Origin of the sequence: Segatella copri (genome assembly GCF_015074785.1) — a bacterium.
Classification (GTDB): domain Bacteria; phylum Bacteroidota; class Bacteroidia; order Bacteroidales; family Bacteroidaceae; genus Prevotella.
The window spans coordinates 2,105,001-2,124,284 of sequence record NZ_CP042464.1; the positions used below are offsets into that span (position 1 = coordinate 2,105,001).

The following is a 19,284-nucleotide window of genomic DNA, read 5'->3' on the forward strand; positions in this document are numbered from 1 at the left end:
CTGATTGGCATTGCCCGGGAAACCTTGGTCTTACAGCGGGAGGGAATCTAACCCTCCTTATCGTTACTTATTCCTACATTTGCTTTACTCACCGCTCCAGGATAACTTACGTACACCATTCGACGCTGTGAGTATGCTCCCCTACCGATACTTTTATAATTGCTATCCCGCGCCTTCGGTGTCTGCCTTATACCCGATTATTATCCATGCCCGGACCCTCGACTAGTGAGCTGTTACGCACTCTTTGAATGAATGGCTGCTTCCAAGCCAACATCCTAGCTGTCATAGGGACCAGACTTCGTTAGACTAACTCAGGCAGAACTCCGGGACCTTAGACGGCGGTCTGGATTCTTCTCCTCTCGGGGACGGACCTTAGCACCCGCCCCCTTACTGCCGGACTGCAAACCGTGAGCATTCGGAGTTCGTCAGGACTCGATAGGCGGTGAAGCCCTCTTGTCCTATCGGTCGCTCTACCTCTCACGGTGACCATCCGACGCGGCACCTAAATGCCTTTCGGGGAGTACGAGCTATCTCCAAGTTTGATTGGCCTTTCACTCCTACACTCGGCTCATCCAGAAGCTTTTCAACGCTTATTGGTGCGGACCTCCATCCCGTGTTACCGGGACTTCATCCTGGCCAAGTGTAGATCACTTGGTTTCGCGTCTACCCCCACTGACTGTGCGCCCTGTTCAGGCTCGCTTTCACTGCGGCTACGTGTCTCATGACACTCAACCTCGCCAGTGACGGTAACTCGTAGGATCATTATGCAAAAGGCACGCCGTCACATCTTGCGATGCTCCGACCGCTTGTAGGCGTATGGTTTCAGGAACTATTTCACTCCCCTGCTCGGGGTTCTTTTCACCTTTCCTTCACAGTACTCGTTCGCTATCGGTCTCACGGGAGTATTTAGCCTTACCGGATGGTCCCGGCAGATTCGCGCAGGATTCCTCGTGTCCCGCGTTACTCAGGATACCGCTATGCCTGATCTGGCTTCGTGTACAGGATTATCACCTTCTGTGATGTAACTTTCCAGATACTTCCACTCACCATTTCAGTACAATGTCGCGGTCCTACAACCCCGCTGGCGCCTTGCGACGTCAACGGTTTGGGCTGTTCCCCGTTCGCTCGCCACTACTGGGGGAATCATTCATTTATTTTCTCTTCCTGCAGGTACTAAGATGTTTCAGTTCCCTGCGTTAGCTCTCTTACATTGGTAAGAGTAACCGTCCTTCAGACGGCTAGGTTGTCCCATTCGGAAATCTCCGGATCAAGGGTTATTTGCACCTACCCGAAGCTTATCGCAGCTTATCACGTCCTTCATCGCCTCCGTGAGCCTAGGCATCCGCCATACGCCCTTTCTTACTTTCTTTACGACTGTATTTGCTATCAGTTTAACCTGACAGCGAATAAGTAGCTCATACTTTCAGCTGTATTCTAACAAAGTGAAATCTCATCTTGCGATTTGATTTACTTTAGTCTGAACTAAAGTTCATTACTTACAGTTTTGCTTGTGTCAATATGTCAAAGATCTTCTCGTGGTGAAGTTTTTATGATTGGCTCCTTGCAGTCGCCTATCCTAAAAATTCCCACTGTAGTGGAGAATAACGGATTCGAACCGTTGACCCCCTGCTTGCAAAGCAGGTGCTCTAGCCAACTGAGCTAATCCCCCAAATCGAGAAGTAAAGAAGTAGTCCCAGGCAGATTTGAACTGCCGACCTCCACATTATCAGTGTGGCGCTCTAACCAACTGAGCTATAGGACTGTGTTGGTAAAGAGTAGCATCTCTGCCGAACATTCTCTATCTCTTATTTAATTAAACAGATGGTGCGTACAAGAAGAGAAGCGAACTTTTAATCAGATTCCTATATCTTCATAGGAAATTCGTCTCTCCAGAAAGGAGGTGTTCCAGCCGCACCTTCCGGTACGGCTACCTTGTTACGACTTAGCCCCAATTACCAGTTTCGCCCTAGGCCGCTCCTTACGGTCACGGACTTTAGGCGCCCCCGGCTTTCATGGCTTGACGGGCGGTGTGTACAAGGCCCGGGAACGTATTCACCGCGCCATGGCTGATGCGCGATTACTAGCGAATCCAGCTTCGTGGGGTCGGGTTGCAGACCCCAGTCCGAACTGAGACAGGCTTTAAGGATTTGATCCGTTTTGCAAGGGACCGTCTCTCTGTACCTGCCATTGTAACACGTGTGTAGCCCCGGACGTAAGGGCCGTGCTGATTTGACGTCATCCCCACCTTCCTCACACCTTACGGTGGCAGTGTCCCCAGAGTGCCCAGCTTAACCTGATGGCAACTAAGGAGAGGGGTTGCGCTCGTTATGGCACTTAAGCCGACACCTCACGGCACGAGCTGACGACAACCATGCAGCACCTTCACAGAGGCCCCGAAGGGCGTCATTGTCTCCAAATCCTTCCTCTGCAATTCAAGCCCGGGTAAGGTTCCTCGCGTATCATCGAATTAAACCACATGTTCCTCCGCTTGTGCGGGCCCCCGTCAATTCCTTTGAGTTTCACCGTTGCCGGCGTACTCCCCAGGTGGGATGCTTAATGCTTTCGCTTGGCCGCTGACCTATTCAGACCAACAGCGGGCATCCATCGTTTACCGTGCGGACTACCAGGGTATCTAATCCTGTTCGATACCCGCACTTTCGAGCTTCAGCGTCAGTTGCGCTCCAGTGAGCTGCCTTCGCAATCGGAGTTCTTCGTGATATCTAAGCATTTCACCGCTACACCACGAATTCCGCCCACTTTGTGCGTACTCAAGGAAACCAGTTCGCGCTGCAGTGCAGACGTTGAGCGTCTACATTTCACAACACGCTTAATCTCCGGCCTACGCTCCCTTTAAACCCAATAAATCCGGATAACGCCCGGACCTTCCGTATTACCGCGGCTGCTGGCACGGAATTAGCCGGTCCTTATTCATAAGGTACATGCAAAAAGTCTCACGAGACTCACTTTATTCCCTTATAAAAGCAGTTTACAACCCATAGGGCCGTCATCCTGCACGCTACTTGGCTGGTTCAGGCTCTCGCCCATTGACCAATATTCCTCACTGCTGCCTCCCGTAGGAGTTTGGACCGTGTCTCAGTTCCAATGTGGGGGACCTTCCTCTCAGAACCCCTACTGATCGTCGCCTTGGTGGGCCGTTACCCCGCCAACAAGCTAATCAGACGCATCCCCATCCATCACCGATAAATCTTTAATCTCTTTCAGATGTCTTCTAGAGACGTCATTGGGTATTAGTCTTACTTTCGCAAGGTTATCCCCAAGTGGTGGGCAGGTTGGATACGCGTTACTCACCCGTGCGCCGGTCGACGCCCATCAAAAGCAAGCTTTCGATGTCGTTTCCCCTCGACTTGCATGTGTTAAGCCTGTAGCTAGCGTTCATCCTGAGCCAGGATCAAACTCTCCATTGTAAAATATCATTTTTACTTCTTGCCTCATTGCTGAAGCAATCGGTGTTTGTTGTCTGTACTTAGGACGAATATCCTTTTCGTTTATTGAAGCTTAGTAAACCTGACTTGTCAATTGCTTGACGGTTCGTTTCTTTTACCCAGTCAACTTTCTTATTTCTAAGAAGTTAACCGTTTCTTGTACTACTTGTCTGTTTATGTAAAATCTTTCAAAGAACTCTTTCTTTAGTTGCTAAGAGAAACCATATTTCTCAAAAGCGAGTGCAAAAGTACTAACTATTTTTCATTCCACCAAATCTTTTCGTAAAAAAGTTGATATTTTAGCTGTATTTTAACATCTATAAACAAATAAACCCATTTTAGAAGCTATTTCTGCCTATTTTAAAGGACTAAATAAAAACTACATATCAAATTAGGAAATACACCTGTGATAGATTTTACTAGGAGCATGTAGAATAGAGAGACATGCATACGAATTTTCCTTCTTTATCATAATGTACGCGCGCAATAACATATTTTTTATCTTATCTAAACCTACACAAGCATCCCCCTAAACATTCTATCCAGCTATGCACTTAACAATAAATCCACTTATTTTTCTATATTTTTTAATTCTTGATTCCATTTCAATAGTTTTTACCACTCTTTCCACCCTCTTTCTTGATGAGCATGTGGTAGAGACCATCGCTCTTCAAAAAATTGATATCGGCATCGATGGTAGCATAGCCCCAGTCGAAGAGTAGCTTAGGAGTGGTGAGTTTGGTGAATGTCTTAAAAGATCTGAGGTGCCATACACGGTTGATGGTGCTCCAATCCTTATAAGGAGATGTAGCTGTGGCAGCATCGCAGAAGTTCTGCATGCCCTTGCGAAAATCGAAGGTAACGCTGGTCCAGTTCGTCAAATCCTTACTCTTCAGGAGATCGATACCATGGTTATCCCACTTGTGGCTCTTGCGAACGCACATATCGGTGGAAACCATGATGTAACCCTTGCCATTGTACATGCGGGTGATGTAGGCATCACGGGTTCCGCCTTTAATGCGGGCATGCTCTTCTGGATTGAAGATAGGGTTGCCGCCATTGATGTCCTGATAGTTGTAACCATCACGGGAAATAGCGTAGGCAGTCCACCCCCCTTATCGCTCATATGACAATAGAGATAACCATAATTTCCCTTTACAAGATTCTGTGCAGTCATTGGCATAGAGGCTGCCAACGCCAAGAGAACAGCTAATAATTTCTTTTTCATTTTCTGTTATTTCCTTAGTTTAATTATTATTAGCTGAAGTTTTTGAGTGCAAATTTATACTTTATATTCGGGAATGCCAAATTATTAAGGGAAATATGGGGAGAATTCACGAATAATGGTCTTTTTTTATTGATTATTATTCATGGGACAGGCGATGGAATCGCCTGGAACGGGGGCAGAAGGGGGACGGAACAGAAGACAAAGGAGAGGGAGGAAAGGAAAAAGGAAGGAAGGCAAAAGGAAGGAAGGAAAAAGGGAGGAAAACCTCATCACTGAGGTCAACCTCCCTACACTTATAGTTAAAAATAACCGATTTATTTGTTCAGGAACTTATCTACCTGGGCAGCAATCTTTCTGCCGCTTGCCATGGCGCGTACTACCAAAGAGGCACCGCTTGCTGCATCGCCTGCCACGAATACATTCTCGGCAAATTCAGGCTGCCGTGGCTTCAGAAAGCCCATTGCTAGGAATACAGCCTCTGCCTTGATAATCTCCGACTCACCAGCCTCTACCATCAACGGACGACCGCCCTCTGGGTTTGGCTTCCAATCGATAGGCTGAACCTTCACACCCGTCAACTTTCCATTCTTGCCGAGGAACTCCAATGAGTTGATGTTCCAGCGACGTGTACATCCTTCCTCATGACTGGATGTAGTTTTCAGTGTGCGAGGCCAGTTTGGCCAAGGATTCTTAGGATCCTCAGGCCCCTCTACTGGCTTAGGCATGATCTCAATCTGAGTTACACTCTTGCAACCCTGACGATGAGCCGTACCGATACAGTCGGAACCTGTATCACCACCACCGATAACCAAGACATCCTTGCCCTTGCAGTTGACCAGTTCATCCTTAGAGAACTCCATGCCAGCAAGGATTCGGTTCTGCTGAGAGAGGAGTTCGAGGGCGAAATAAACACCCTTCAATTCTCGTCCTGGAATCTTCAGGTCGCGGGCAGTAGGAGTACCCGTAGATACCACATAGGCATCGAAGCCTTCTGGCAACTTGGTAACATCAATCTGCTGATTGTATCTGAACTCGATGCCCTCTTCTTCGAGAAGACGAAGACGGCGGTCGATGATGCTCTTGTTGAGTTTGAAGTTAGGAATACCATAACGCAACAGACCACCGGCATTCTCACGCGCCTCGAATACTGTTACCTTATATCCCTTATGGTTCAACTGGTTGGCAGCTACCAATCCCGCAGGACCGGCACCGATGACAGCCACCGTCTTGCCATTACGCTCAGGAATCTCAACATGTACATAATCCTCAGAGAAGGCGTGCTCCACGATGGCACACTCATCCTCACGGTTGGTGGTTGGCTCATGATCCATGAGATTCAATACACACGCCTTCTCGCAGAGTGCAGGACAGATGCGTCCTGTGAACTCAGGGAAGTCGTTGGTGGAATTTAGGAGGCGGTAAGCCTGCTCCCAGTCGCCCTTGTAGAGGGCATCATTCCACTCCGGTGCCTTGTTGCCCAGCGGACAAGCCCAGTGGCAGAAAGGCACACCACAATCCATGCAACGTGAAGCCTGCTGTCGGCGATCGTTGCTATTCAATGTCTGTTCTACCTCGCTAAAGTCGAGGATTCTATCGTGAATTGGTCTATAACCTGCTTCCTTGCGAGGTATAGTCAAAAATGCTTTTGGATTTCCCATCTTTTTTCTAATGTTAAAATTAGTAATCTCGCTGCATATCCGCAATCTTCTGCTGTAACTTCTTTACCTGCTCCTCCTGGAGAACTCGCTTGTACTCGATTGGCACTACCTGGATGAAATCCTCTACATAGTGGTTCCAGTCGTCGAGCATGGTACGGGCAAGCTTACTGCCGGTGTAGAGATAATGCTGACGAATCAGCTCGTGCAACTCCTTGCGATAGGTGCTGTCCTCCACGAGGTTGATCTCCACCATATCCATGTTACAGAAGTAATCGAAGTTGTGGTTCTTATCCCATACGTAGGCAACACCACCACTCATACCAGCGGCGAAGTTACGGCCGGTTTCACCGAGCACTACTACTCTACCGCCCGTCATATACTCACAGCAGTGGTCACCAGCACCCTCAATCACGGCGATGGCACCGGAGTTACGAACACCAAAGCGCTCGCCTACCTTACCATTGATATACAACTCACCGCTTGTAGCACCATACAATCCGGTGTTACCGGCGATGATGTTATCCTCGGCAGAGAAGTTGCTGCGGATAGGAGGAAGGATGGAAATACGACCTCCTGAAAGTCCCTTGGCAAAATAGTCATTGGTCTCACCCTCGAGCTTGAAATCCACTCCATTGACCAGGAAGGCACCGAAGCTCTGACCTGCAGAACCCTTGAACTTCACGTTCACGGTCTTGTCTGGAAGACCAGCCTCACCATATTTCTCGGCAATCATACCGCTCAGCATCGCACCGGCAGCACGATCAGTATTCTTGATGGCAAAGTCGAGGTTCACTTCTTCTTGGTTCTCGATGGCACGCTGTGCACCACGGATAATCTGCTGGTCGAGTACATTGTCGAGGTCATGAATCTGCTCGGTAGTATGATAGAGCGAGCAATGACCTGTTTCACGATGCAGCAAGCGAGAGAAGTCGAGCAAGTCTGCCTTCTCCTCGATGCTCTTAGCCACCTCTGGCTCTAAGGCATCAGCACCCTCGGTAGGAACAATCTCCTCATCCTTCTTGCGGACGATGAGCTCGGTATGACCGATGATATCGTTCAATGAGGTGTAACCCATCTCAGCCAGATACTCACGAACCTCCTCGGCGAGGAAGCGGAAGTAGTTGATGAGGTACTTGTAGCTACCACGGAAGTGCGCACGGAGCTTAGGATCCTGTGTAGCAACACCCATAGGACAGGTATTCAGGTTACACTTACGCATCATGACACAACCCAAAACGATGAGGGCTGCCGTACCGAAACTGAATTCCTCAGCACCGAGCAGAGCCATCAGGATGATGTCACGACCGCTCTTCAACTGACCATCCACCTGCAGACGAACCTGACCACGAAGACCATTCTTCACAAGAGTCTGCTGGGTTTCAGAAAGTCCAATTTCAGGAGAGATACCTGCGAAACGCATGCTGGATGCAGGGCTGGCACCTGTACCACCCTCAGCACCAGAGATAACGATGAGGTCAGCCTTCGCCTTAGCCACACCGGCAGCGATGGTACCCACACCACTCTCAGCTACCAACTTCACGGAGATAGCCGCCTTAGGGTTCACATTCTTGAGGTCGAAGATGAGCTGAGCCAAATCCTCGATACTGTAGATATCGTGATGAGGTGGAGGAGAAATCAGACTGATGCCAGGGATAGAGTGACGGGTCTTGGCGATGACCTCGTTGACCTTGAAGCCAGGCAACTGACCACCCTCACCCGGTTTAGCACCCTGTGCCACCTTGATCTGGATTTCCTCTGCATTTACCAAATATTCTGTTGTCACACCAAATCGACCGGAAGCAACCTGCTTGGTCTTACTGGAGAGGCTGATGCCATCCTGTGTAGAATGGAATCGCTCGTTATCCTCACCACCTTCACCGGTATTGCTTCGAGCGCCGAGGGCGTTCATGGCGAGTGCCATTGCCTCGTGAGCCTCCTTGGAGAGGGCACCGAAACTCATCGCACCGGTAACGAAGTGCTTGACGATTTCCTCTACCGGCTCCACCTTATCTATAGAGATAGGATTCTTGCGGAAACCGAAGAAGTCGCGGATGAAGATAGGCTCCTGCTTATCGTCAACGAGATGTGTATATTTCTTGAAGAGATCGTAATCGCCCTTGCGGGTTGCGAGCTGCAGGGTAGCGATGGTCTCTGGGTTCCAAGCGTGCTTGATACCATCCTTGCGGTAGTGGAACTGTCCGAGACTTGGCAGGAAGTCGAGCTTCTTGGTCTCGAATGCCTTGTCGTGCAGACGGATGGCATCACGGGCGATGGTCTCGAGTCCGATACCACCGATAGTGCTCACCTCTGTTCCGAAATAGCTCTTCAGGAGGCTTTCGCTCAAACCGATGCTCTCGAAAATCTTGGCACCACGATAGCTTCGGATGGTAGAGATACCCATCTTAGCCATAATCTTGAACAAGCCCTTCTTCACAGCCTTGATGTAGTTCTGCTCGGCTGTATGGTAATCCTCCTGAATCTTTCCCTTCTTTACAAGGTCGTCGAGGATGGCGTATGTCAGGTATGGACAGAGGGCTGATGCACCGTAACCCAACAACAGGGCTGCGTGCATCACCTCACGAATCTCACCGCTCTCAACGATGAGGGCAGTCTGCACACGCTTGCCAGCATCAATCAGATAATGATGTACGGCGCTCACGGCGAGCAGAGATGGGATGGCGGCATGGGTCTCATCCACGCCACGGTCGCTCAAGATGATGTAGTTGTAACCATCATCCACGCTCTGGGCAGCCTGCTTACAGAGTTCATCCAATGCCTCATGCAGTCCTTCTTCGCCCTTGGCGGTTTCGAAGAGCATGTGGAGCTTTACGGTATTGAAGCCCTTGTAGCGGATATTCTGAAGGATATCCAACTGGGTATTGGTCAGGATAGGATGTGGCAGACGAACCATCTTGCAGTTGCTTTCGTCTGGGTTCAGGATGCCGGAACCTACTCTACCGATATACTCGGTAAGACTCATCACAAGGTTCTCACGGATAGAGTCGATGGCAGGGTTGGTAACCTGAGCAAACTGCTGACGGAAGTAGTTGAAGAAAATCTGTGGCTGGTCTGAGAGCACGGCAAGTGGGGTATCATTACCCATAGATGCAGTAGGCTCCTGACCCTTGGTAGCCATCGGAATGATGGTACCATCGATATCTTCCTCGCCAAAACCGAATTCCAATTCCTTGCGAGTGAGGTTTTCCACAGCGTTTTCCACCTTACGTCCGCTGCGCAGCTTTTCCAGTTCAATACGGTTGGTATTCAGCCACTGGCGGTAAGGATGCTGCTCAGCCAGGCGCTCCTTGATTTCGCCATCATAGTAAATCTTGCCTTCCTGGGTATCAATCAAGAGAATCTTACCAGGCTGCAAGCGTCCCTTCTCGGCAATCTCGGTAGGTTCGAAATCCATCACACCTACCTCAGATGCGACTACCATCATATCGTTCTTGGTGATGGTATAGCGGGCAGGACGCAGACCATTTCTATCGAGCATACCACCGGCATAACGGCCATCGCTGAAGAGCAGGGCGGCAGGACCATCCCATGGCTCCATCAGGATAGAGTGGTACTCATAGAATGCCTTCAGATCCTCAGAGATAGGGTTCTTGTCGTTGAAGCTCTCTGGCACCATCACAGCCATGGCATGAGGCAATGACAGACCGCTCATTACGAAGAACTCGAATACATTGTCGAGACTTGCCGAGTCACTCATATCAGGCTGAACGATAGGAGAAATCTCACGGATATCGCCCAAAGCCTCGCTGCTCAACACACTCTCACGAGCCTTCATCCAGGCACGGTTACCACGGATGGTGTTGATCTCACCATTGTGGGCAAGGAGACGGAATGGCTGAGCCAGACTCCATGTAGGGAAGGTGTTGGTAGAGAAGCGGGAGTGAACCAATGCCAAACCGCTTGTAAAATAATTATTGGTCAAGTCAGGATAGTACTGACGCAGCTGGAGGCTGCTCAACATACCCTTATATACGATGTTCGAATTAGACAACGAACAGATATAGAAATCAGGATCACTGATTCGTTTCTCGATACGCTTACGGATGAGATAGAGGGTGCGCTCAAAGACAGGTACCTTATCATCGGTAACGCCTGTAATGAACACCTGCTTGATGGCAGGTTCGTTGCTCAATGCAGCCTCACCCAGACAGTCAGGGTTGGTAGGCACATTGCGGAGATGCATCAGCTGCAATCCCTCGCGCTCAATTTCCTCAATCATGATAGAGAGGATATCCTGCTGTTTCTTCTCATCCTTAGGCAAGAAGACGAGACCCGTTCCGTATTTTCCCTTCTCAGGCACTGGGATACCCTGAAGAAGAATAAACTCATGTGGAATCTGGAGCATGATACCGGCACCGTCGCCCGTCTTGTTATCAGCACCCTCTGCACCACGATGGCGCATATTCTCGAGGACCTTCAAGGCGTTATCGACCAGCTCATGACTCTTGTTACCGTGGATATTCACCACCATACCTACGCCACACGCATCGTGCTCATAGGCTGAACTGTACAATCCTTTTTCCATTTCTTGTTCGTTTTATATCGGTTATTTATAACTATCTATATATCATCATTTTATGTTGACTATTTATACGCCTGTTCATGAACACCCGCCACGGCTCTGCCGCTAGGGTCGTTCTGGTTCTTGAAAGAGGCATCCCAGGCAAGGGCTTCGGCTGTAGAGCATGCCACACTCGGAACACTAGGAACACTCTTGGCAGCACTGTCACTTGGGAAGTGCTCGGCAAAGATAGAGCGATAATAGTACTCCTCCTTGTTCTGTGGAGGATTGATAGGGAATCGCTCGGCAGCATGCGCCATCTGCTCATCGCTTACGGCAGATGCGGTAATCTGCTTCAGGGTGTCAATCCATGAATAGCCCACACCATCGGAGAACTGCTCCTTCTGTCGCCATGCCACTTCTTCAGGAAGCAGATCGGCGAAAGCCTCACGAACCACCTTCTTCTCGATGGTCTTGTCCGGACACATCTTCAATACCGGGTTCATGCCCATCGCTACATCCAGGAACTCCTTGTCCAGGAAAGGCACACGGCCTTCAATGCCCCATGCAGCCAGACTCTTATTGGCTCTCAAGCAATCATAAAGATAGAGTTTGCCGAGCTTGCGTACGGTTTCCTCATGGAAAGCCTTGGCGTCAGGTGCCTTGTGGAAGTAGAGATAGCCTCCGAACACCTCGTCGGCGCCCTCGCCCGAAAGCACCATCTTGATACCCATGCTGCGGATGACTCTCGCCAGCAGATACATCGGGGTAGAGGCACGCACGGTGGTTACATCGTAGGTCTCGATGAAGTAGATGACATCACGGATGGCATCCAATCCTTCCTGGATGGTGTAGTTGATTTCGTGATGCACGGTTCCGATGTGCTCGGCTACCAGTCGTGCCTTTGCCAAATCAGGCGCACCCTTCAAACCTACGGCGAAGGAGTGCAGACGTGGCCAGTAGGCCTTGGTCTCGCCACCGTTCTCCACACGGGTAGAAGAATATTTCTCGGCTACGGCAGAGATGACAGAAGAATCAAGACCGCCGCTCAGCAATACGCCGTAAGGCACATCACTCATCAGCTGGCGCTTCACAGAAGACTCCAGGGCATCGTGAATCTCCTTCACGGCTGCCTCTTCCTGAGGTTCCGCATCCTTCAGCTGGGCTTCTGCCTTCTTTTTATCATCAATCTGATATTTTTTCTGCATGGCAGCATACTCAAACCAATCGCGGGTATAGTAACGCTTCATGCCAGGATTCTTGCTATAATAATAATGACCTGGGAGGAATGGCTCATAGTGGTCGCACTGACCTTCCAATGCCTTCAACTCACTTGCCACCAGCACCTTTCCATCTTTATCATAACCGATATAAAGAGGAATTACGCCGATAGGGTCGCGGGCAATGAGGAACTCATCACGCTCAGCATCGTAAAGGGCGAAGGCAAAGATACCGTTCAGCTCTTCAAGCATCTTGGAGATACGGGCGTGGAGCGCATCCTCACCTTTATATATTAAGGTATCAAAGTCGGAATCTGCTCGCATCTCACGATAGAGAGAAAGAATCACCTCACAGTCGGAACCGGTCTGATACTGGTATTTGCCGGCAAAACGGGCACGGATATTCTGATGATTATAAATCTCACCGTTTACGGCAAGCACCTGTTTCTTATCTGGTGCAAACAAAGGTTGGCGACCACTTTCAGGGTCAACAATACTCAGACGCTCATGTGCCAGGATAGCAGAACCACCACAATAGATGCCGCTCCAGTCTGGTCCGCGATGACGGATCTTCTGGCTCATACGAAGCGCTTGCTGTCGCAATTCAGGAGTTTGCTCCTGAATATTGAAGATAGATACGATTCCACACATAATATCTTTTCCTTTCTTTTACGGTTATTTATAACTCTAATTCTTATCAGAAACTCGCTTTCAATATCATTTTGCTATGTTTCGGGTGCAAAATTACTACTTTTTGACAATATGCCAAAGATTTTCGTTACCTTTTGTCTTGAGAAAAGAGACACAATTACATTTTTACACATAACTACCTATTTAATCTTTCATTTTGGAAGCATAAACCACATCAATCATTACAGAATAACACAAAGAGAGAAAAATAAGATAAAAGCATTAATTCCACAGAAATCCCTACGCTCTGAAAGGGCAGGGCGGATGGACAAACATCATACTGCAATCCCCATCAATACGATGAAAGTTTAGTTAAAAAATATATAGGATTGTGCCGTTTTTCCCATTTTTTTCGTATCTTTGCACTATTATTAGTTTTATTACAAATAACCTAATTTATTCAATTATTCCGTAGAAGTTACTATAACAATATGAGAAAGAAACTTATAAACCTATTCATGATGACTTGCGTGATAGCAGGTAGCTTCACACAGGCATCCTTTGCTCAACAGGCAAAATCAAGCAATCTCACACAGTTTGTCAACCCTAGAATCGGAACGGGTGGTCACGGTCACGTATTCCTCGGAGCTAACGTTCCGTTCGGATATGTGCAGCTGGGCCCTACTGAGCCATCACGTGGCTGGGACTGGTGTTCCGGTTATCATCACTCTGACTCCGTACTCATCGGTTTCGGTCATCAACACCTCAGCGGTACCGGTATCGGTGACCTGGGCGACGTGGCATTCCTGCCAGTAACCGATGCCAACCAGAAGGAAATCCTCTTCAGTCATGCCAACGAGAATGTGCGCCCGGGCTATTATGCCGTAAAACTGCAGCAGCCTAACGTATGGGTAGAGCTCACTGCCACCCAGCGTGCCGGATTCCAGCGCTATACCTTCGGTGCAGATGCACAGCAGGCACAGTTGGTGCTCGACCTGAAGCAGGGCATCGGATGGGATGCGGCAAAGGATTACAACGTAGACAAGATTACATCTACCACTATGGCAGGTCATCGCTTCTCCAAGGGTTGGGCAAACGACCAGAAGGCATTCTTCTTCGCAGAATTCTCACAGCCTGTCACCGTGAAGCCATTGGGAACCGGAAGATGGTTGATTACTGCAGCAGATGTTACCAAACCTTTGTTGGTAAAGACGGGTATGTCAGCGGTCAGTGCAGAGAACGCCCAACTGAATTTGCAGAAGGAGATTCCAGGCTGGGATTTCCGACAGGTGGTGGCAGACGCTGACGAAGCATGGAACAAGGAATTGGCTAAGGTGAACATCGAGACCAACGACTCCGTATCCCGCCGCATCTTCTACACAGCGATGTATCACAGCATGACCGCTCCATCCGTGTTCTCAGATGTCAACGGACAGTATCGTGGTGCCGACGGCAAGGTGCACGATGGCAACTTTACCAACTACACCACCCTCTCGCTCTGGGATACCTATCGTGCGGCTCATCCGCTGATGACGATGATTCACACCGATATGCTGCCTGATATGGCAAGCACCTTCATCAACATCTATCGCCAGCAGGGCCAGTTGCCGGTATGGCATCTCATGGGTAACGAAACCAACTGTATGGTGGGCAACCCAGGCATTCCAGTGCTTGCCGACATGGTTCTGAAGGGTTATGTAAAGGATAAGGAAGGCGCTTACGAGGCACTGAAGCAATCGGCTCTGCGCGAAGACCGCGGCCTGGGTCTGCTCAAGAAATACGGTTATCTGCCTTACGACAAGGAAAAGACCAAGGAAACCGTGGCAAAGGGTCTGGAATATGCCCTGGCTGATGCCTGCGTGGCAAAGGTGGCTCGCATGTTAGGCAAGAAGGAAGATGCCAAATATTTCGAGAAGAGATCTAAATCTTACAGCAAATACTTCGACAAGGAAACCGGATTCATGCGCGGCATCGGTTCCGACGGCAAGTTCCGTACTCCATTCAACCCATTCGCTGCCGAGCATCGTGACGATGACTACACCGAAGGAAATGCATGGCAATATACCTGGCTGGTGCCACATGATGTTCACGGACTCATAAAGCTCTTCGGCAACGAGCAGAAGTTTGTAACCAAGCTCGATTCGCTCTTCATCGTCACCGGAAATATGGGCGATAATGCATCTCCTGATATCTCAGGTCTCATCGGTCAGTATGCTCACGGCAACGAGCCTAGCCATCAGGTGCTCTACATGTACAACTATGTAGGTCAGCCTTGGAAGGGAGCCCGCCTGCTGCGCCAGACCATGGACGAGATGTATAAGGACGATTTCGACGGATTGAGCGGCAATGAAGACGTAGGTCAGATGTCGGCATGGTACATTCTTTCTTCCGTAGGTCTCTATCAGGTAGAGCCAGCCGGCGGCAAGTATATCATCGGCAGTCCTATCTTCAACAAGGCATCGCTGAACGTAGGCAAGAGCAAGACCTTCAGCATCATCTGCAAGGACAACAGCAAGGAGAACATGTATATCCAGCATGCCAAGCTCAACGGCAAGCCATACACCAAGTCGTACATCATGTATAACGACATCATGAAGGGCGGCACCCTGGAACTCCAGATGGGCAGCCAGCCATCCAAGTGGGGAACACGTCCTGCCGACCGACCATAATATGAACTAACTAACAAAAGATAAGAAAATGAGAAAGACTATTTTAGCAATGGCTCTTCTTGCCTCCATGACAGCGATGGCTCAGGAGAACGCCAAGGTGGATGTCCACGCACGCTATACCAAGGTGGTGACACCGGTGGATGGCAAGTACGAATCTAAGCGTCCGCCTGTAGAGGACCGCCTCTTCACCTCCACTGCCGTGGAGAAGAAGATCAAGGAAGTGCAGAAACTCCTGAAGAAGAACCCAAAATTGGCTTGGATGTTTGCCAACTGCTATCCTAACACTCTGGAGAGTACCGTTCACTACCGTGTGCTCGAAAATGGTGACGATGATACATTTGTATATACAGGCGATATCCCAGCCATGTGGCTCCGCGACTCAGGTGCGCAAGTTTGGCCTTACGTAGCCCTTGCCAACAAGGACGAGAAGCTGAAGAAGATGCTGAGGGGCGTAATTCTGCGCCAGCTGAAGTGCATCAACATCGACCGCTATGCCAATGCCTTCAACGATGGTCCTACGGGTGCCGGATGGGTGAAAGACCGCACCAAGATGCAGCCGGATGTATTCGAGCGCAAGTATGAGATTGACTCCTTCTGCTACCCTATCCGCCTGGCTTACGAGTACTGGAAGGTGACAGGCGATGACTCCATCTTCGGCGATGTATGGATGAAGGCTGTGGAGAATATCCTGAAGACTTTCCATGAGCAGCAGCGCAAGGTAACCGCCAAGGCATATCACTTTACCCGTGTTTCCGACCGTGCCTTCGATACCATCGGCTGGGACGGTTTCGGTGCTCCGGTGAAACCAGTAGGTCTGATTGCTTCTATGTTCCGTCCATCAGATGATGCCACGATTCTTCCATTCCTCATTCCTTCCAATTTCATGGCAGTATCATCTATGAACAAGGCTGCCGAGATTCTGAAGCATGTGGCTGAGAAGGATGCGGCAAAGAAGGATGCGGCTCTGAAGATTGCCAAGGATTGCAGCAGTCTTGCCGATGAGGTGCAGGGAGCCTTGCAGAAGTATGCCATCTACAACCATCCTAAGTACGGCAAGATTTACGCCTACGAGGTAGATGGTTTCGGCAACCAGCTTCTGATGGACGATTCCAACGTGCCATCTCTCCTGGGTATGGGCTATATGGGCGATGTTCCGATGAACGACCCTATCTATCAGAACACCCGCCGTTTTGTATGGAGCGAGGACAATCCTTGTTTCTTCCGTGGCAAGGCTGGCGAGGGTATCGGTGGTCCTCACATCGGATACGACATGCCATGGCCTATGTCTATCATGATGAAGTGTTTCACTGCCCAGAGCGATGACGAGATTCGTTTCTGCATGAAGATGCTGCTGAACACGGATGCAGGCATGGGCTTCATCCACGAGTCATTCCACAAGGATGATGCATCAAAGTTTACCCGTCCTTGGTTTGCATGGCAGAACACGCTGTTTGGAGAATTAGTGATTAAGCTGATCAACGATGGCAAGGCAGACTTGCTGAACAACTTATAATACACCTTATTATATATAGAGAGAGGATGTGTCATGAGTCCATGGCACATCCTCTTTTTCGTTTCATTAATCGTCCCACAGTTTTCACAGATAACGCAGATTTAGGATTTTAGAATTTGTAAAGAATTACGAGTAAAGGATACCCTCTGAAAAACTGAAGGTTGTGAAGGAAGGGTCACAAAAAAAAACTGAAATCTGAAATTAAAAATTCATTTTTATATGCAGCGTAGAGTAAAAGAGAGGTAATTATCTGATTATTAGAATAATAACCGATATTTATACCAAGTGTTAAAATGCAGTTTTTGACATGAAATTATTATTTTGAAAAAGTGCCTTCAGTCCTTCAGCCAACAACTTTGTCCATTCTTCTTACTTTTTAACCATATTTTAACACTCCAAAAAACTTTGCCTTCAGTTCCTTCAGTTTTCGTGTCTTATTTTTTTGATTTTCCTCATTTCCCAAAGAATCAAGTTTTTTCAATACGCTATTATTTTATCTCACGGAGATATAGTTTTATCTCTCAGAGATATTTTATTATTTCTCAGAGATATTTTATTATTTCTCAGAGATATTTTATTATTTCTCAGAGATATTTTATTATTTCTCAGAGATATTTTCCCTGTCTAATAGCTTCTTTAGAACACCCCCTAAGGAAAAACAAAGAAATTCCGGGAAAAGCTTGCGGGTTTAAAAATAAAGTCGTAACTTTGCGCAAAAGTTCATTTAAAAGACAGATAAGGAATTATGGTAGAGACAAACGATAGAAGATTGCCTGTAGGCATCCAGTCTTTTGAAGAAATCAGAGTGCAAGGATGTCTGTATGTTGACAAGACAGATATTATCTGGCAACTTGCCAACAGAGGAAAGAAGTATAATTACCTGAGCCGCCCTCGCCGCTTCGGTAAATCCGTTCTTGTCGATACGCTCGAATCCTACTTCCTGGGAAAGAAGGAACTCTTTGAGGGATTGAAGATCATGCAGCTGGAGACGGAATGGGTGAAGCGCCCTGTCATCAGACTGGATATGAGTCAAGCTGGTGCTGAGCCGGAAAGTGTACGAAGCTATCTGGACGATGTTTTTCATACCCTTGAAACGGTGTACGGAATTACTGTACGCCCAGACAGTTCTCTAGCCGTAAGATTCAAGAACATCATTGAGTCAGCTTTCAACCAAACCGGACAGCAAGTTGCCATTCTCATCGATGAATACGACTCCCCTTTGCAGCATTCGTGGAAAACTCCGCAGCATGAAGCATGTACCGATATCTATAGAGAAGTATTTGCAGTCTTGAAAGCACAGGATAAATACGAAAAATTTGTCTTCATCACCGGTATCACCAAGTTTACGCAGATTTCTCTTTTCTCAGTGCTCAACAATTTGAGCAACATCAGCTTTGAGCCGGAATACGCTGCTATCTGCGGTATTACGAAGGAAGAAGTTTTACGTGATTTCAAGCCGGAAATCAGTAAATTGGCAGAATACGAAGACTGGACTTACGACGAAGCAGTTGCCAATCTGACGGCATATTATGACGGCTATCATTTCAGTCGCCGCAATATGGTGGATGTCTTCAATCCGTTCAGTCTCATCAATGCCTTGGCAGATTCTGATTTGAAGAACTACTGGGCTTCATCGGGTGCAACCTCGCTGCTGCCTAAGTTTGTGGATGACATGGAAATCAAATTGGGTAATTTTGATAGTTGCGCCATCCTCCGTCAAACCATAGAGACATCGGATGTGACAGGTGGTGGAGCTGAATTGTTTCTCTATCAGTCGGGCTATCTTACGATTAAGGGTTACATAAACGGAACTTATCTTCTTGGCATTCCTAACTTCGAGGTAAGGCAAGCCTTGAATGAAATCGTGTTGCCAACGTTGACCATGCGCAAGAACAATGACCTTCAATCTACCCAGGCATTTCTGAATGCTCACCTCAGCGTAGGCAATCTTCCCGAAGCCATGAAATGCCTGAAGGCGCTCATTGCGGACGTTCCCTACAGCAACAAGAAACTTGCCAGCATGGATATGGAGGAGCGCTATCGTCTGATATTGAGCACAATCTTCAATGCCATCGGTTGCCGGGTGGAAGTAGAGAAGATGATTGCTACGGGCAGGATTGATATGGTGGTGGAAGTCACCAACTTCATCTATGTGCTGGAGTTGAAGCTGAGCAACAACGGTGGCGTGGATGCTGCCACGGAGCAGATAAAAGCCAAGCAGTATGCCGAGCCATTCCAGGCTGATAAGCGAAAAGTAATTGCCCTTGCCATAGAACTGGATGATAAGGGAAAGGGACTGGTTGACTGGAAGGAAGTATAAGATAACAAAAGAAGGGTCTATACGCCACCCGATCATCGTGGCATATAGACCCTTTTCTATTGTTTCTCCCATATACTTCAAAAA

Annotated in this window: 7 protein-coding genes, 2 tRNA genes, 2 rRNA genes and 1 pseudogene (1 of these 12 cut by a window edge); 4 read left to right on the top strand and 8 right to left on the bottom strand. The window is 48.4% G+C overall.

Going from position 1 to position 19,284, the window contains the following annotated elements:
• From FO447_RS09120 to FO447_RS09140, 5 genes and pseudogenes are all read right to left on the bottom strand, one after another.
• A 23S ribosomal RNA gene (locus FO447_RS09120) occupies positions 1 to 1,369 on the bottom strand (it extends 1,529 nt beyond the left edge of the window).
• 226 nt (positions 1,370 to 1,595) lie between these two features.
• Positions 1,596 to 1,669 (bottom strand) — tRNA-Ala (locus tag FO447_RS09125).
• 19 nt (positions 1,670 to 1,688) lie between these two features.
• Positions 1,689 to 1,762 (bottom strand) — tRNA-Ile (locus tag FO447_RS09130).
• A 131-nt stretch (positions 1,763 to 1,893) separates the two neighbouring features.
• Positions 1,894 to 3,425, bottom strand: a 16S ribosomal RNA gene (locus FO447_RS09135).
• Together the 16S and 23S rRNA genes with 2 tRNA genes alongside form the textbook arrangement of a ribosomal RNA operon.
• 635 nt (positions 3,426 to 4,060) lie before the next feature.
• Positions 4,061 to 4,671: pseudogene (locus FO447_RS09140) on the bottom strand (glycoside hydrolase family 43 protein); the annotation flags it as partial.
• A 42-nt stretch (positions 4,672 to 4,713) separates the two neighbouring features.
• On the opposite strand from FO447_RS09140, the gene FO447_RS09145 reads away from it, so the two are divergent.
• Complete coding sequence (locus tag FO447_RS09145; RefSeq protein WP_200756105.1) at positions 4,714 to 4,947, top strand: hypothetical protein; 234 nt, start codon at positions 4,714 to 4,716, stop codon at positions 4,945 to 4,947.
• A gap of 38 nt (positions 4,948 to 4,985) precedes the next feature.
• Here the strand turns inward: FO447_RS09145 and FO447_RS09150 are convergent, their stop codons facing one another.
• From FO447_RS09150 to asnB, 3 genes are read right to left on the bottom strand one after another with little or no spacing between them, the layout of a single operon-like run.
• Positions 4,986 to 6,329 carry a glutamate synthase subunit beta gene (locus FO447_RS09150; protein ID WP_200756106.1) on the bottom strand — a complete coding sequence of 448 codons (1,344 nt, stop codon included), beginning with the start codon at positions 6,327 to 6,329 and terminating at the stop codon, positions 4,986 to 4,988.
• A 19-nt stretch (positions 6,330 to 6,348) separates the two neighbouring features.
• Entirely contained in the window at positions 6,349 to 10,872 is a 4,524-nt protein-coding gene (gltB, locus tag FO447_RS09155) for a glutamate synthase large subunit (RefSeq protein ID WP_200756107.1), read from the bottom strand.
• 59 nt (positions 10,873 to 10,931) lie between these two features.
• Entirely contained in the window at positions 10,932 to 12,719 is a 1,788-nt protein-coding gene (gene asnB, locus FO447_RS09160) for an asparagine synthase B (RefSeq protein ID WP_200756108.1), read from the bottom strand.
• 470 nt (positions 12,720 to 13,189) lie between these two features.
• On the opposite strand from asnB, the gene FO447_RS09165 reads away from it, so the two are divergent.
• From FO447_RS09165 to FO447_RS09175, 3 genes are all read left to right on the top strand, one after another.
• Positions 13,190 to 15,367: a GH92 family glycosyl hydrolase gene (locus FO447_RS09165; RefSeq protein ID WP_117728725.1), complete on the top strand. Its 2,178-nt coding sequence runs from the start codon at positions 13,190 to 13,192 to the stop codon at positions 15,365 to 15,367.
• Between the two features lie 28 nt (positions 15,368 to 15,395).
• Positions 15,396 to 16,880: a glycoside hydrolase family 125 protein gene (locus FO447_RS09170; protein ID WP_117695681.1), complete on the top strand. Its 1,485-nt coding sequence runs from the start codon at positions 15,396 to 15,398 to the stop codon at positions 16,878 to 16,880.
• Positions 16,881 to 17,625: 745 nt separating this feature from the next.
• Positions 17,626 to 19,200 (top strand): ATP-binding protein, encoded by a 1,575-nt coding sequence (locus FO447_RS09175; RefSeq protein ID WP_117695682.1) that lies wholly within the window; start codon positions 17,626 to 17,628, stop codon positions 19,198 to 19,200.
• Positions 19,201 to 19,284: the final 84 nt, after the last annotated feature.

Excerpts from the sequence above, each read along its gene's own strand:
- FO447_RS09170 (WP_117695681.1), top strand. The coding sequence starts at position 15,396 with ATGAGAAAGACTATTTTAGCAATGGCTCTTCTTGCCTCCATGACAGCG.
- FO447_RS09150 (WP_200756106.1), bottom strand. The coding sequence starts at position 6,329 with ATGGGAAATCCAAAAGCATTTTTGACTATACCTCGCAAGGAAGCAGGT.
- FO447_RS09175 (WP_117695682.1), top strand. The coding sequence starts at position 17,626 with ATGGTAGAGACAAACGATAGAAGATTGCCTGTAGGCATCCAGTCTTTT.
- asnB (WP_200756108.1), bottom strand. The coding sequence starts at position 12,719 with ATGTGTGGAATCGTATCTATCTTCAATATTCAGGAGCAAACTCCTGAA.
- FO447_RS09165 (WP_117728725.1), top strand. The coding sequence starts at position 13,190 with ATGAGAAAGAAACTTATAAACCTATTCATGATGACTTGCGTGATAGCA.
- gltB (WP_200756107.1), bottom strand. The coding sequence starts at position 10,872 with ATGGAAAAAGGATTGTACAGTTCAGCCTATGAGCACGATGCGTGTGGC.